The organism is Adlercreutzia shanghongiae (assembly GCF_035830635.1).
Lineage (GTDB): Bacteria > Actinomycetota > Coriobacteriia > Coriobacteriales > Eggerthellaceae > Adlercreutzia > Adlercreutzia shanghongiae.
The window spans coordinates 136,567-150,668 of sequence record NZ_JAYMFI010000007.1; the positions used below are offsets into that span (position 1 = coordinate 136,567).

General features: G+C 66.3%; 13 protein-coding genes. All 13 read right to left on the minus strand.

Annotation, left to right across the window (positions count from 1 at the left end; genetic code table 11):
* Positions 1 to 2: 2 nt before the first annotated feature.
* The gene (locus tag VJ923_RS04555; protein ID WP_326439011.1) at positions 3 to 1,727 is read right to left on the minus strand and encodes a thiamine pyrophosphate-dependent enzyme; all 1,725 of its coding nucleotides are present in this window, start codon (positions 1,725 to 1,727) and stop codon (positions 3 to 5) included.
* Between the two features lie 52 nt (positions 1,728 to 1,779).
* On the minus strand, positions 1,780 to 2,220 hold the full coding sequence (locus tag VJ923_RS04560; RefSeq protein ID WP_326439013.1) for an FHA domain-containing protein: 441 nt from the start codon (positions 2,218 to 2,220) through the stop codon (positions 1,780 to 1,782).
* Positions 2,221 to 2,231: 11 nt separating this feature from the next.
* Entirely contained in the window at positions 2,232 to 3,668 is a 1,437-nt protein-coding gene (locus VJ923_RS04565) for a D-alanyl-D-alanine carboxypeptidase family protein (protein ID WP_326439015.1), read from the minus strand.
* 64 nt (positions 3,669 to 3,732) lie between these two features.
* Positions 3,733 to 4,164 carry an amino acid-binding protein gene (locus VJ923_RS04570; protein ID WP_326439017.1) on the minus strand — a complete coding sequence of 144 codons (432 nt, stop codon included), beginning with the start codon at positions 4,162 to 4,164 and terminating at the stop codon, positions 3,733 to 3,735.
* Entirely contained in the window at positions 4,164 to 5,471 is a 1,308-nt protein-coding gene (locus VJ923_RS04575) for a phenylacetate--CoA ligase family protein (RefSeq protein ID WP_326439019.1), read from the minus strand. Before VJ923_RS04575 ends, VJ923_RS04570 begins: the two co-directional genes overlap by 1 nt.
* On the minus strand, positions 5,449 to 7,737 hold the full coding sequence (locus VJ923_RS04580; protein WP_326439021.1) for a VanW family protein: 2,289 nt from the start codon (positions 7,735 to 7,737) through the stop codon (positions 5,449 to 5,451). Before VJ923_RS04580 ends, VJ923_RS04575 begins: the two co-directional genes overlap by 23 nt.
* Complete coding sequence (locus VJ923_RS04585; protein WP_326439023.1) at positions 7,724 to 8,410, minus strand: CDP-alcohol phosphatidyltransferase family protein; 687 nt, start codon at positions 8,408 to 8,410, stop codon at positions 7,724 to 7,726. Before VJ923_RS04585 ends, VJ923_RS04580 begins: the two co-directional genes overlap by 14 nt.
* A 133-nt stretch (positions 8,411 to 8,543) precedes the next feature.
* A complete protein-coding gene (locus tag VJ923_RS04590; RefSeq protein WP_326439025.1) occupies positions 8,544 to 8,909 on the minus strand; it encodes a 4Fe-4S dicluster domain-containing protein in 366 nt (121 codons plus the stop codon).
* A gap of 6 nt (positions 8,910 to 8,915) precedes the next feature.
* Positions 8,916 to 10,004, minus strand: a complete 1,089-nt coding sequence (locus tag VJ923_RS04595; RefSeq protein ID WP_326439027.1) for a hydrogenase large subunit — start codon at positions 10,002 to 10,004, stop codon at positions 8,916 to 8,918.
* Position 10,005: 1 nt separating this feature from the next.
* On the minus strand, positions 10,006 to 10,752 hold the full coding sequence (locus tag VJ923_RS04600) for an NADH-quinone oxidoreductase subunit C (RefSeq protein ID WP_326439029.1): 747 nt from the start codon (positions 10,750 to 10,752) through the stop codon (positions 10,006 to 10,008).
* A 6-nt stretch (positions 10,753 to 10,758) separates the two neighbouring features.
* Positions 10,759 to 11,202 (minus strand): NADH-quinone oxidoreductase subunit B family protein, encoded by a 444-nt coding sequence (locus tag VJ923_RS04605; RefSeq protein ID WP_326439031.1) that lies wholly within the window; start codon positions 11,200 to 11,202, stop codon positions 10,759 to 10,761.
* A 12-nt stretch (positions 11,203 to 11,214) separates the two neighbouring features.
* Positions 11,215 to 12,084, minus strand: a complete 870-nt coding sequence (locus tag VJ923_RS04610) for a respiratory chain complex I subunit 1 family protein (protein ID WP_326439033.1) — start codon at positions 12,082 to 12,084, stop codon at positions 11,215 to 11,217.
* A 13-nt stretch (positions 12,085 to 12,097) separates the two neighbouring features.
* Positions 12,098 to 14,032: an NADH-quinone oxidoreductase subunit 5 family protein gene (locus tag VJ923_RS04615; RefSeq protein WP_326439035.1), complete on the minus strand. Its 1,935-nt coding sequence runs from the start codon at positions 14,030 to 14,032 to the stop codon at positions 12,098 to 12,100.
* Positions 14,033 to 14,102: the final 70 nt, after the last annotated feature.

Below are 14,102 nucleotides of genomic sequence, written 5' to 3' on the forward strand. Positions count from 1 at the left end.
TCCTATTCCGGGACGATGGCGTCGAAACGACAATACTGCGCGCACTGGCCACAGCCGATGCACAGAGCGGGATCGATGAGCGCGCGACCCGACTCCTCGCGGCCGAGGGCGGGGCAGCCCAGGCCCGCGCACACACCGCAGCCCGTGCAATCGCCGCCCACCCACAACGGCGCCGCGAAATTCCGCTCCAGCAGCACGCAGGGCGAGCGGAACACGAGCACGGAAAGGTCGTCGGTGGCGGTGGCCTCCTTCAAGGCCGTGCGCACCGCCGCCACGTCGTTCGGATCGATGACGCGCACATCTTCCACGCCGAGGGCCGCAACGACCGCCTCGATATTGAGCTCGCGGCTGGGCCGGTTCTGCAAGGTCACGCCGTTGAAGGGGTTTCCCTGGCGTCCCGTCATGGCCGTGGTGCGGTTGTCGAGCACGCAGATTGTGCCCGACCCGTGGTTGTACACCGTGGAGATGAGCGAGCTGAGGCCCGAGTGCGCGAAGGTGGAGTCGCCGATGACCGCCACCACCGGGCGGTGCTCCGTGCCGGCAAGGGCGATCTCGAAGCCGTGGGCCATGGAGACCGACGCGCCCATGTCCACCGTGGTGTCCATGGCAGAAAGCGGCGGCAGGGCCCCCAGGGTGTAGCAGCCGATGTCGCCGGTGACGATGGCCTTCAGGCGCGAGAGCTCTTTGAACACCACGCGATGGGGGCATCCCGGGCAGAGCGCGGGCGGACGCGCGGGAAGGTCGGTGGCGGCATCGGCGTGGGAGAGCTCGGCCTCGCCGAAGGCGGCCCGAATGAGCCCGGGGGTCAGCTCTCCTGCTCGCGGCAGCGGGCACGGCGTCTCGCTCACTGAAATGCCGCAGGCGCGCACGGCGTCGGTCAGGTACGCGGACCCCTCCTCCATCACGTATACCGCATCAACGGAATCGGCGAAATCGCGCAGGGCGTTTGCGGGCAGGGGCCAGCTGACGCCGAGCTTGAAGATGCTCGCCTGGGGCAGGGCCTCGGCCACGTGCTGATAGGCCGCCCCGGCGCAGATGACGCCGATGGCGCCATCGCCGCGAACCACCTCGTTGAACGAGCAGTCCTCGACCCAGGCGCGCAGATCGTCTATGCGCTGGAGCTGCACAAGGCGGCGCGGCTTCGCGAAGGCGGGCATCATGACCCATTTCGCCGGGTTCTTCTCGTAGGGGCGCGGCGCCACCTCGGCGCGCTCTCCCGCCTCGACGGGCGTCTTGGTGTGGGAGATGCGCACGCTGGAGCGAATCATCACGGGCACATCGAAGCGCTCGGAAAGCTCGAAGGCCTCGCGGGTGAAGCGCAGCGCCTCGGCCGAATCGGCGGGATCGAGACAGGGGACGGCCGCCGCCTGGGCATAGTAGTGGGAATCCTGCTCGTTTTGCGACGAGTACATGCCCGGGTCGTCGGCCGCGAGAATCACCAGGCCGCCGCCGACGCCGGTGTAGGCGGCGGTGAACAGCGGGTCGGCCGCAACGTTCACGCCCACGTGCTTCATGGTGGCAAGCACTCGCGCGCCGGCGGCCGAGGCGCCGATGCCCACCTCGACGGCCACCTTCTCGTTCACGCACCACTCGGCGTAGACGCCCTCCTTCTTGGCGAAGGCCTCGAGGGTCTCCGTCGAAGGGGTTCCCGGGTAGGCCACGCCCACGGTGCAGCCAGCTTCCCAGGCACCCTGGGCGATGGCCTCGTTGCCGCTCATCAGCTCCATAGACTCTCTCTTCCTCTTCTCCTCAACAGCGACGGCTCAAGTTCGATACGGCCTAGTTCTCCTCGTACTGCATGCAGAAGGTGCCGATCTGGATGAAATCGCCGGGGCGCAGCGTACGCGCCTCGACCGACTCGTTGTTCACCCACACGCCGTTGAACGAGTTCGCGTCGCGGATGACATAGCAGCCGCCCTCGGGCTCGATGGTGGCGTGCATGCGGGAGACGGTCATATCGTTCAGGAAAATCGTGCACTGAGGGCTGCGGCCGATGGTGATCGGCTCGCCGCCCATGGTGAAGACGATGCCCACCTGGGGGCCGCGCACCACGTTCAGCGTCGCTGTAGCCGGCGCGCTCTCGTGGGCGACGGGCGCCGCTCCGTCCACCGCCACGGGCTTGAAGGCCTGGGTGGCGCCGAGCAGCTTGAAGCCGCACGTGGGGCATACCGTGTCACTTGGTGAAATTTCGTGGGAACAAACTGGGCAGCGCTCGGTCATGGCCCACCTCCTTACTGGTTGCTTCCGTCGGCGGCAGAGCCGTCCTCGCCAGATTCGCTGGCAGCCGGTGCGGGCTCGTCGTCGATTCCCGCGGCGATGGCCGCGATGGACTTCTGATCCTCCCTCGAGGGGGACTTGCTGTAGATGAGGGGCGTCTCGTTGACGATTACCGTAGGTGCCGGCTCGTCGTTGCCCCACAGGCGGTTCCACCAGATGGCGACGCCCTCGAAGATGCTCGGCGCCGGCGCATCCTCGCAGGCCACCAAATCCTGGCTGGCGATCAGCTCGTTGCCCTGGTAGAAGTTGGCCACGCCCACCACATCTCCTGCGGCAACGGCGCCGGCGAGCTCGTTGGCGACGATCTCCTGACTTACGTTGCCCTCGGGAGCGAACACCTCCACCGCCGCCTTCGGATCGGCGAAGGTGGCCGCAACCGTGCGTCCGGGCCACGCCTGGTGCGACACCTGGGCGATGAGCGGCACCTCCGCGCCGCCCTGGGCAGCCGAGGCCACCGTGGCCGGGCTGTGGGCCAGCGCGTAGCTCACGCGATTGTTGTACACCCAGTCGAACAGCGCCTTGGCGTCTTCGAAGCGGGCGTCCTCGGAGGGCGAGCCGAGCACGATGGCAAACAGCATGCCGTCGCCCCTGTCGCAGGCGCCCGCAAACGAGTTGCCCGCCGCCTCGGTGTAGCCGGTTTTCACGCCGCAGGCGCCCTCGTAGGTGCCGAGCAGCTTGTCGGTGGATTCCAAGTCGATGACCACGGGCTTGCCGTCGGCGCGCTTCACCGTGATCTGGGCCGATTCCTTGACCACGATGGAGCGGAACGTCTCGTTTTTCATGGCGTAGGCACACATGAGGGCCACATCGCGCGCGCAACTGTACATCTCGTTGTCGTACTGGCCGATATCGAGCCCATGGGGGTTGGCGAAAAGCGTCTCGGTCATGCCGAGCTCGGCGGCCTTCGCGTTCATGGCGGCGACAAAGGCCTCGTTGGCCGTCTGGCCCTCGTCGGTCTTCATGGTCTCGCCCAAGGTGTCTGCGATGGCGATGGCGGCATCGTTTCCCGAGGAGACCATAAGACCCGTGACGGCGGCCTCCAGCGTGAGCGTATCCCCCGCCCACAGATTCGCCGAAGACTCCCCCACTTGGGCCGCCTCCTGGCTCACCGTGACCGTGCTGTCCAGCGCAACCCCCGCATCCAGGGCCACGATGGCCGTCATGACCTTCGTGATGGAGGCGATATGGGTTTGGGACAGGCCGTCGCGGGAGAACAGCACCTCGCCGTCCTCGGTCATGACCAGGGCATACGCCGCCGTGACGTTCGGGCAGGCCGCCGCGGGCAGCCCTCGGGCCTCGACGGTGACGCCGAGAATCTCATCGGCCCCGCGCACATCTGCGAAGGCTCGTGCGGGCACCGCCGCGGGCAGGGCGAGCGCAAGGGCCAGCAAACAGGCGAGCGCCCGTCTTGCAAGACAGGCGCATTCGCGGGCAGCCGGGCTCTGTCGTGAAATGCTAGGCCGGATCAACGTCGTAAACCTCTTCCGGAGCGAGCACCGTGAAGCCGGCCTCGGCGAGCACCGCCTCGGCCTGGTCTCCCTCGATCTTGAGCACGTCGATGGCCCTGCCGTCGGCGGTGCAGAAGCAGTAGCCGTACTCGACGTTCATCGATGCGCTCTGGCAGTATCCGAGCAGGTCGGCCAAGGTGCCCGGCTCGTCGCTCACCGAGACCGCGATGACCGGCGCGATGGAGGCGCGAAAGCCGGCCTCGGTGAGCACCGCGGCGGCGCGCTGGGGCGTGTCGCAGAAGATGCGCACGATGCCGAAGTCGGCGGTGTCGGCGATGAACAGCGCCTTCATATTGATGTCGGCGTCGGCCAGCGTGCGGCAAGCTGCGGCCAGGCGCCCCTTCTCGTTGGCGAGAAATACCGTGAGCTGCGAAATCATTAGTGGTTCTCCCCTCTCAGGTCGATGACGCGCTTGGCCTTGCCCTCGGACCGCGCGATGGTCTTGGGCTCGACGAACTTGATGTCGACGGCCACCTGCAGGTTGCTCTTGAGCGCCGCAGCGAGGCGGCCGCGCAGATCCTCGAGCACGCGCACCTCGTCGATGGGGAACTCGGGCTCGGTTTCCACCTGAAGCTCCACATGATCGAGCGGGCCGCGTGTGGTGAGAACGATCTGGTACTGGGTGGCGATTTCCGGGAACTCGGTGATGACCTGCTCGATCTGAGACGGGAACACGTTCACGCCGCGGATGATGAGCATGTCGTCGGTGCGGCCCAGAAGGCGCCCGATCTTGCGATGGGTGCGCCCGCATGGGCACATCTCGGCATTGATGCTGGTGACGTCGCGGGTGCGGTAGCGGATCATAGGCGAGCACTCGCGCGTGAGCGTCGTAATGACGAGCTCTCCCACCTCGCCGTCCGGGAGCACTTCCAGCGTCTCGGGGTCGATGATCTCGCAGTAGAACTGGTCCTCGGCGATATGCAGGCCGCCGCGCTCCGCGCATTCCATGGCCACGCCGGGGCCCATGATCTCGGAGAGGCCGTACACGTCGCAGTACTGGATGCCGAGCTTGTCGGCAATCTCCTGGCGCATGTTCTCGGAGCAGGGCTCGGCGCCGAAGATACCGCCGGAGATTTGGAAGTCGGATGCGGGGTTGTAGCCCATCTCGATGGCCGTATCGGCGATGAGCAGGGCGTAGGAGGGCGTGCAGGCGAGGATGTCGGTCTTGCAATCCTTGAGCATCTGTACCTGGCGCTTGGTGTTGCCCGACGAGGTGGGGATGACCGTGCAGCCTATGGCCTCGCCGCCGGCATGGGCACCCAGACCGCCGGTGAACAGGCCGTAGCCGTAGGAAACCTGAATGGTGGACTCGTTCGAGCCGCCCACCATGGCGATGCCGCGCGCGAAGCAATCGCCCCAGTTCTTCAGGTCTTCGGCGGTATGGCCCACCACCGTAGCCTGGCCCGTGGTGCCCGAAGAGGCATGGATGCGGGCCACGTCGGCGTTCTCGCGGGCGAACATGCCGAACGGATAGTTGTCGCGCATGTCCTGCTTCACGACGAAGGGGAACTTCGAGAGGTCATCAAGGCTCTGCAGATCATCCGGCGTCACGCCCGCCTCATCGAAGCGCTCGCGGTACAGCGGCACGTTCTCGTAGGCGTTGCGCAGCGATTCGCGCATGCGCTCGAGCTGAAGCTCGCGCAGCTCCTCGCGGGGCATCGTCTCAATCTCCGGTTGGAAGTACACGGTCCTCCTCCTTTTCCTTCTCTTCCTCGTTTGCGGTCGGTGTGTTCGGCCCCACGACGGTCACCTCGTCGATCGGGGCGTAATGCGAAGCGAAGTCCTCTTCGTGGAGCACGTTGCCCGCCCGGTCGCGCACCACGCGGTGCACCGTGACCGAACGGCCGTCGGCTCCGGCGGTTTTGACGTAGCGCGTGCCCTCGGGCTCGCTTTCGTCCACCTTCGTGCGCTTCTTGAAGGGCTCGCCGGCTTCCCAATCCCCGGTCTGCGTGGAGACCACGTAGCCCGGATCGATACCGTACAGTGTAACGGTTAGGGTGGAGTCGGTGTAGCGCGAGCGCACCAAAACATCTGAAGTGCCGTCATTTACCCACGTGAGGTCAAGATCGGGAAACGCGATGGCGGCATCGCGTCCCGTGGGGTAGCTGGAGATGTACAGCGAGTGGTTGCGACGCTCGGTCACCGGGTATCCCGCCTCATACACGGCGTTAAATACCGTGGTGGCCACCTGGCAGATGCCGCCGCCTATGGCGTCGTCGTACTCGCCATTGATGATGGCATGGGCCGCCTGGAAGCCGGACTCTTCGCTGGCCTCGCCCACCGTGGCGTTGAAGGACCACTCTCCCCCGTTCGCCGGCACAATAGAATCGTTCAGAAGATCGGCGGCCCTATGGATGTTGTGGCGGCGGTTGGCCGTGGAGGGACTGTCGTTGTACTCGGTCGTGAACGATGATATCTGGCCGATAAGGCCGATCTCGAGGGCCTTATCGAACGTGACGCGCGCCGGAGCAGCGCCCCACTCAACGGCAATGGCCGGCGGCGTGTCGCCTGTCGCGCTCGCATCGAACAGCGCCTCGTCGAGTTCGGCGACGGCCGCGGCCGTATGCGGGTAGCGCGAGCCGTCGGCCGCGCTCACCCAAATCTCGCCGGCGTCGGCCGCGAAGCTCACCGTGGCGGCGGAGGTGTACCCGGCGTTTCGGATAAGGGCGAGAACGTCCGCCGAGGCCTCCACCTCATCAAGATAGGGAACAAGGTCCGCCTGCTCGCCCTCCCCTTCGATGCGCGTGCGCACCCACGGGCCGATCTCGGCGGCGTCAAGGCTCCATTCCGCTTGCTCGAAGGTGAAGGTGCATCCCCGGTCAAGAGCCGCCTGCACCGTCGCGGCCACCTGCTCGGCCCTCTCCTTGCCGATGCGGACCGAGGCCTGCTCGGGATGGGCGACGAACTGCACGTCGGCAGAGGCGGGCCCGAGGAACCCCTCGGAAAGCTGGTCGGCCACTGCCTGCCGGTCCACCGCCGTTCCATCATGGCCCTCGGTCACCGTGACGGCCCCCTCCTCGATGGCGATGCCGAAATCGACGCGCGGGTCTCCCACCGACTCGTCGATGGAAGCGCAGAGCGCCTCGAGAGCCTCCTCGTCTAAATCGACATGGACGGGCACGACGCAGCCGTCGCGGGAGGCGCCCAGGCGCTCGGGCAGACCGCCCTCCCGACCGACGGCAAAGGCCTGCGAGACCAGCTCGCTCACGGGAACCTCGGCGCCCAAAGTGCCCGCCTCGGCCACCCAGAGCTGCTTGTTGGCACGAGCCTCCTCGATGGAGAGCTGCTCGGCCTGGGCGTCCTCTTCAGCCAGAGCCATGTCGGTATCGAGCGTGCTGCGCGCCTGGTCGCTGGCGAAGATGAACGCGCGGCCCTCGTCGACGCGCGGGTTGTAGAACGCGCTCACGGCGCGGCGGGCCTCCTCCTCGGTCATGCCCGAGACATCCACCTCGCCCACCGATACTCCTGCATAAATGCGGGCGCCGTTAACGGCGCCGTCGATGACCCACGCGCCCCCTATCACGGCAAGCAGCAGCGCCAGAGCCGCAAGGCCGAGCTTGGGGCCGCGGCCGCGCTTCTTCTCCGTTTCGGCCGACGGGAAGCGAGAGGACCTCGCCCGGGACGACGCGGCCGATGGCGCGGTTCTCGGCGAAGAGGCGGCGTGCGTCGTCGGGCGCTTGGCCGCTGAGGGCCGCGAGGGCGTCTGCGAGACAGAGCGCGCCCGGGACACCGCCGCGGAACGAGAGCTCTTCCGGGCGGAGCCGCCCGCCGATGCGACAGTGGGCTTTTTCTGAGAGGAAGGTCCGGCGGAAGCGGCGCGCGCCGCAGGTTTCTTCTGGACCGCCGGGCGCTTCGAGCGGTTGGAGGGCATGGCGATGCGCTTCTCGGCCCGGGCTCTCGCCCGGCGCTCCTCCGTGCTCGGCCTCTCCCCTGCGGGCTTACGCGGCGCCATGGGTCTGCGAATCCTCCGAAGAGGCCCTACGCTCGCGGGCAAGCTCGGCCGCGAGGGCCCGAGCCGCCGTCACCGAATAGTACACCGTGACGCCCAGGGACAGAACAAGGCCCGCATAGACAAACCAAATGCCCCAAGAAACGTCGGCTCCGTTGAAGCCGGGCAGCCAGGAGAGGTCGCACCAGCCAAGGCCGGGAATGAGCGGGCAGTTCAACAGCAGGCCCGCGAAGCCGACGAACAGAAACGTTGTGGCGAACTTGCCGGGATAGACGACCGGCACGCGAAGGTGGTAGCGGGACAAAAGCCAAGCCCCGCCGATGAGCAGATAGGCGTCGCGCAGCACCACGAGCACGATGACCCACAAAGGGATGCGGCCGACGAGAAACACGCCGAGCACGCCGGTGACCATGAGGATGCGATCGACCGCCGGGTCGAGGATCTGACCGAGCCTCGACACCGTATGGGTGCGGCGCGCCAGCTGGCCGTCGATGAAATCGCTGGCCGCAGCCGCGGCGAACACGAGCGTGGCGGCGAGATTGCAGCCCGCAAGCAGCAGCCACAAATAGACCGGCACCAGCAACAGGCGCACGAAGGACACGACGTTGGCCGCCGTGAATATCTCGCTTGTCACCTGCTCGGTGGCCGTCTGCTTTTCCCGCTGCTCGTCTGCCATGAGCCAGCCAGCTCCTTCTCTACAAAAACCGGACCCCCGCAGGGGTCCGGCATCTTACGCCAATATCGGCACATTTTACCAGAGGCGCGGGCCCTTCGCCGACTCACCACGAAACTTAACGGCCCGTCAAGTCTTACGATTCCGTCACTGCGGCCTTCGGGTCGGGAACCTGCAGCACGCGACAGGTCTTCGCCGTAGCGATCGGCGTATAGGACGGCTCCATCGCCAGGCATTTCTTCGGGCACAGGCGCACGCAGGTGCCGCACTGCACGCAGCGGAACGGGTCGATGGACCAGGTGCGCTCTTTCTTCTCGACGACGATGGCGTCGGCCGGGCAGCTCTTCTGGCAAATGCCGCAGAGGATGCACTGGCTCACCTCGTTTTCCACATGACCCTTAAGGCCGGCCGGGGCCGGCTTGGTCTCGAAGGGATACAGCACGGTCTCGGGTTTCTTGAACAGCGATCCGAGGGTCATGCCCCCCAGTTTAAAGCTTCCCATGGTCGCCTACCTTTCCGTGCAGCTGATGCAGGGGTCGATGGTCAGGATGATCATGTTCACGTCGGCCAAGTCGCAGCCCTTGAGCGCCACGGTCATGCCGGCGAGGTTCTGCGAGGTTGGCGTGCGGATGCGCATGCGCTCCAGGTTCTTGGAGCCGTTGCCGCGCGCGTAGTAGTAGCACTCGCCGCGAGGCTGCTCGAGCACGTTGGAGGCCTGGGCGCCGTCAGCGGGAGCCCCCTTCACGGCCACCTCGATGTCGCCGGCGGGCATCTTGGCCGCCAGCTCCTTGATGATCTCGATCGACTGGAGCACCTCCAGGCAGCGCACCTTCACGCGGGCGTAGCAGTCGCCCTCGGTGGCCACGATGGGCTCGAAGTCGGACAGATCGCCGTAGGCGCCCTTCCCGAAGGAGCGCACGTCGTAGGGCAGGTTGGAGGCACGGGCGAACGGACCCACCATGGACAGCGCCCGAGCATCCTCGGTGGAGAGGTAGCCCACGCCCACGGTGCGGTTCTTCACCGAGGTATCGGTGAGCAGGGTGTTCATGATCTTGGTGTAGTCGTCCTTGATGCCATCGAGCACCGAGATGATCTCGGCCATCTGGGTGGCGTCGATGTCGCGGACCACGCCGCCCACCTTCACGACCGACAGGATGACGCGGCCGCCGGTGGTCTTCTCGAACAGGTCGAGCACGCGCTCACGCAAACGCCAGCAGTGCATGAACATGCTCTCGAAGCCGAAGGCGTCGGCGGCAAGGCCCAGCCACAGGAGGTGCGAGTGCACACGGGACAGCTCGTGCCATATGATGCGCAGGTACTCGGCGCGCTTGGGGATCTCCACGCCCATGAGCGACTCCACCGTCTCGGCGTAGCCGATGGAGTGCCCCGTAGCGCAGATGCCGCAGATACGCTCGGCGATGTAGATGAACTGGTTGTAGTCGCGGGTCTCCACGAGCTTCTCCAGGCCGCGGTGCACGAACCCGATCTGCGGGAGCACGTCCACCACGGTCTCGTCCTGCACCACCAGATCGAGGTGCAGAGGCTCCGGCAGCACGGGGTGCTGCGGGCCGAAGGGAATGACGGTCGCCTTGCCCATGCTACTCCCCCTTCCCTTCCGTCTTCTGGGCCTTCTTGGCCTTGGCCTCCAGGGCGGCGCGCACCTTGGCGGCCTTCTCGGGATCGAGCCCCGCGATCTTCGCCTGGATCTCCTCCTCGGTGGGGCCGACCTGCGCCGGCACCTCGGGAGTGGCGGCCTCAGAGGCCTGCGCGGCGGCAGCGGCCTTTTTGGCCTTGGCCTCCATAGCCGCCCGCACCTTCGCCGCCTTCTCCGGATCGAGACCGGCTATCTTGGCCTGGATCTCCTCCTCGGTGGGGCCGGCGGCGGGCGCTGCCGGGGCCGCGTTCTCGGTCGCGGGAGCCTTGGCGGCCGCTTCCTTGGCGGCCTTGGCCGCGGCAATCTTCTTCGCCTTCTCGCGGGCGGCCAGCTGCTCGGGGCTCACCACGGTCATGGGGGCCTTCTCCGCCAGCTGGTAGAACATGCCGCCGAAGTCGATGGCGATGTTCTCGATGTCCACGCCGTACAGGTCGTGGATCTCGTTCTCGCAGACGAATGCCTCCAGGAACAGATCGGTAATGGAAGGCACCACGTCGTCGGCGCCCACGGCCTTCACCGTGTCGTTCTCGAGCAGGCCCTCCTTCATGTAGGAGTACACCAAATCCACGCCGTCCTCGGTGTTCACCGCCAGGATCTGCACGTAGCGCCAGCCGTCGGCGGCGCGAGCGGCGGCCAGCTCGTGCACATCGGCGAGGGCCACCTCGTTGAACACTTGGCTGAACTTATCCATGGGCGCTCACGCTCCCTTCCGGGCGGCCTTCATGGCCGCCGATTTCTCGTCGAGGGCGGCCACGCCGGCCACGATGGCGTCGATGAGCTGCTCGGGGCGCACGGCGCAGCCCGGGGCGTACACGTCCACCGGGATGGCCGCGTCCACGCCGCCGAGGACGTTGTAGCAGTCGTGGAACACGCCGCCCGTGCAGGCGCAGATGCCGCAGGCCACGACCACCTTGGGCTCGAGCATCTGGTCGTAGATCTCCTTGATGACGCCGATGTTCTGCTCGTTCACCGAGCCGGTGACGAGGAAGATGTCGGCGTGCTTGGGGTTGCCGGTGTTGACGACGCCGAAGCGCTCGCCGTCGAAGCCCGGGCACAGCGTCGCCAGAACCTCGATGTCGCAGCCGTTGCAGCTGGAGCCGTCGTAGTGGATGACCCAGGGCGATTTTGAAGCGAATGCCATAGCGGCACCTCCTTACAGGAACGCGAGCAGCGCGATGTTCACGCCGCCGGCCACGAGGGCCACGATCCACGCCGACTTGAACATGAACTGCCACTTGACGCGAGCGAAGTTGTTGTCGATCCACACTTCCAGGAAGTACACGATAACCACCGCGATGATGGCCACGAGGGCCGATATGGGGCTTCCCCACACGAAGAAGAGCGCGATCCATCCCATGAACAGCACGTTCTCGCACCAGTGCATGATCTCCACCATACCGAGGGTGGGGCCGCTCATCTCGGTGGTCACGCCGCGCACGAGCTCCTGGTGGGCGTGATGCGACAGCGCGAGGTCGAAGGGCGACTTGCGCAGCTTGATGGTGAGGATGAACAGCACGCCGAGAAACACCAGGCCGATGCTGCACACGATGGGATGGGGCATCCCCAACACAGCCGCCACGTCGAAGGAGCCGGTGGCCTGGAAGAAGGCCACGGCCATGAGCAGCACCATGGGCTCGTAGCACATCACCTGCAGCGTCTCGCGGGCGGCGCCCACCTCGGCGTAGGGGCTGCGGGTGGAGTAGGCCGCCATGATGAAGAACAGGCTCGAGAGCGTGATGACGAACACGCACAGGAGGAAGTTGCCGCCGGAGAAGAAGATGCCGCCGGCGAGAAGCGCGAACAGCAGGGCCGCGGCCACATAGACGCGCTCCACGGAGTTCACCGCCACGCGCTCCTTCTCGAAGAGCTTGCGCACGTCGTAGTAGGGCTGCAGCAGCGGCGGCCCCACGCGACCCTGCATGCGTGCCGACACGATGCGGTCGAGGCCGGCGAGCAGGCAGCCGACCGCCGGCGCGATGATCGCGAACAGGAGGGTGCCGATGAGCGTCGAAATCAGAGACATTGCACGCTCCTTTCTAGAAGACGATCGGGGTTGCTACGAAGGACACGACGAAGGCGACCACGATGATGAGCGCGTTGAACACCACGCCCACCGGCGCGATGCGCGCCTCGCCGAAGACCGATTCCATGTACCAGTTCCGCACGCTGGCCTCAGCGGTGCCCGACAGCGCGTTCTGGAAGGTGCGGTTGTCGTTGTCGCGGCTGACGCCGGCGAGGTACACGTTCACGCGGTGGCCTCTCTGCTTGGCGCCCACGCCGGCGAACAGCACGAGCACCACGATGACGGTGCAGATGGAGGCAAGCCACAGGTTGTCGGTGGCGATGTCCTGGCCGAGCGTACCGTACACCGAGAAGATATAGGGTTCCACCAGCACCGCGGAGATGACCGGCAGAAACACGCAGCCGAGCACGAGCAGGCAGGCCATGAGCAGCAGCGATGCCCACTCGGTGGGCTTCACCGTGAGCTCCACGTTCTCGGGCTCGCCGGCGATGCCCGCCAACTTTCCGAGCCACTTGGCCCAGAACATGAAGGTGGCGGCGCTGCCGAAGGCCAGGATCACGATGAGGGCAACCTGGCGCGCGTCCACGAAGGACACGAGCGTGGCCCACTTCGCCATGAGCATGCCGAAGGGCGCGATGAACATGCACATGATGCCGAGCATCATGAATCGGGCCAGGCGCGGCATGCGGTCGAACAGGAGGTCCATGTCCTCGATGTCGCGGCTGCCGATGTGGTGCTCGGCGGTGCCGACGCACAGGAACAGCAGCGACTTGGCGATGGCGTGGAACAGGATGAGGAAGCTCGCCGCCCACACGGCCTCAGGCGTGCCCACGCCGGCGCAGGCGCAGATGAGGCCTAAATTCGCGATGGTGGAGTAGGCCAGCACGCGCTTGGCGTTGGACTGGGAGATGGCCATGAACGAGCAGAGCGCGAAGGTGATGCCGCCCACGAGCATGACCATCACCGCGGGCGCGGGGGCCACGTGGAAGATGGGCGCGAGCTTCACCAACAGGAACACGCCAGCCTTGACCATCGTGGACGAGTGCAGAAGCGCGCTCGTGGGGGTGGGAGCCACCATGGCGCCCAGAAGCCAGGTCTGGAAGGGCATCTGCGCCGCCTTCGTGATGCCGGCGAAGGCCAGCGCGCAGGCGGCCAGGGTCACAAGCGCCGGGTTGTTGGCGCCGATGACGAGGAAGTCGAGGAACGAGAACGTGCCCACGGTCAGCGCGCAGGAGTAGAGCGCCACCAGAAACCCCAGGCCGCCGGCCAGGTTCATGATGATCTGGCGGAAGGCGTTGGCGATGGCCTCGTCGGTGCGCGTGTAGCCGATGAGGAGGAAGGAGCACACTGTGGTGACCTCCCAGCCGGTGAACATCCACTCCATGTTGTTCGCGAACACGATGACGAACATGGCGGAGAGGAACACGAACATGAGCGCGAAGAACAGCGGCCGGCGATCCGGCGCGCCCGCGGGCTCGTGGGCCTGGAAGTCCTCCATGTAGCCGAGGGCGTACACGCAGATGCCGCTGCCCACCACGCCGATAATGAAGGTCATCAGCAGGGAGAGCGAGTCGAAGTACAGCCCGTAGGGCACCTCGATCTCATGGGCGAACGCGAACTCGAGGACGAGCGTGCCGACGATCTGCACGATGGCGAGCACGGCGGCCCAGATGTTCTTGTAGCGCACGGCGAAGCCGATGATGACCGCCGCGATGGCCACCGACACGCCCGTGCAGACGAAGTCGAGCGCCTCGCTCTGGAATTCGAACAACGTCGTGGACGCCCCCAGGTTCATGACCACCAGCGCCACCGAGGCGAGCGCGATGACGACAGCCGCCGCGATGACGATGACGCGTCTGGGCGCCTCCTGCCGCACGAACAGGAGCACGGCGGCCACGATGAGGGGGAACACGATGAGGAAGCCGAGCAGTCCGAGACTGAGTTCCATACAGGATCCTCCTAACCTAAACTATCGGCCTTTTCACAGCCTTACATATAGCTGCGGCTAGGCGGGATCC

Coding starts and splice junctions, on each gene's coding strand:
- VJ923_RS04610 (WP_326439033.1), bottom strand. CDS start 12,084: ATGTCTCTGATTTCGACGCTCATCGGCACCCTCCTGTTCGCGATCATC.
- VJ923_RS04555 (WP_326439011.1), bottom strand. CDS start 1,727: ATGGAGCTGATGAGCGGCAACGAGGCCATCGCCCAGGGTGCCTGGGAA.
- VJ923_RS04585 (WP_326439023.1), bottom strand. CDS start 8,410: ATGGCAGACGAGCAGCGGGAAAAGCAGACGGCCACCGAGCAGGTGACA.
- VJ923_RS04580 (WP_326439021.1), bottom strand. CDS start 7,737: ATGGCGCCGCGTAAGCCCGCAGGGGAGAGGCCGAGCACGGAGGAGCGC.
- VJ923_RS04595 (WP_326439027.1), bottom strand. CDS start 10,004: ATGGGCAAGGCGACCGTCATTCCCTTCGGCCCGCAGCACCCCGTGCTG.
- VJ923_RS04590 (WP_326439025.1), bottom strand. CDS start 8,909: ATGGGAAGCTTTAAACTGGGGGGCATGACCCTCGGATCGCTGTTCAAG.
- VJ923_RS04600 (WP_326439029.1), bottom strand. CDS start 10,752: ATGGATAAGTTCAGCCAAGTGTTCAACGAGGTGGCCCTCGCCGATGTG.
- VJ923_RS04605 (WP_326439031.1), bottom strand. CDS start 11,202: ATGGCATTCGCTTCAAAATCGCCCTGGGTCATCCACTACGACGGCTCC.
- VJ923_RS04615 (WP_326439035.1), bottom strand. CDS start 14,032: ATGGAACTCAGTCTCGGACTGCTCGGCTTCCTCATCGTGTTCCCCCTC.
- VJ923_RS04560 (WP_326439013.1), bottom strand. CDS start 2,220: ATGACCGAGCGCTGCCCAGTTTGTTCCCACGAAATTTCACCAAGTGAC.
- VJ923_RS04570 (WP_326439017.1), bottom strand. CDS start 4,164: ATGATTTCGCAGCTCACGGTATTTCTCGCCAACGAGAAGGGGCGCCTG.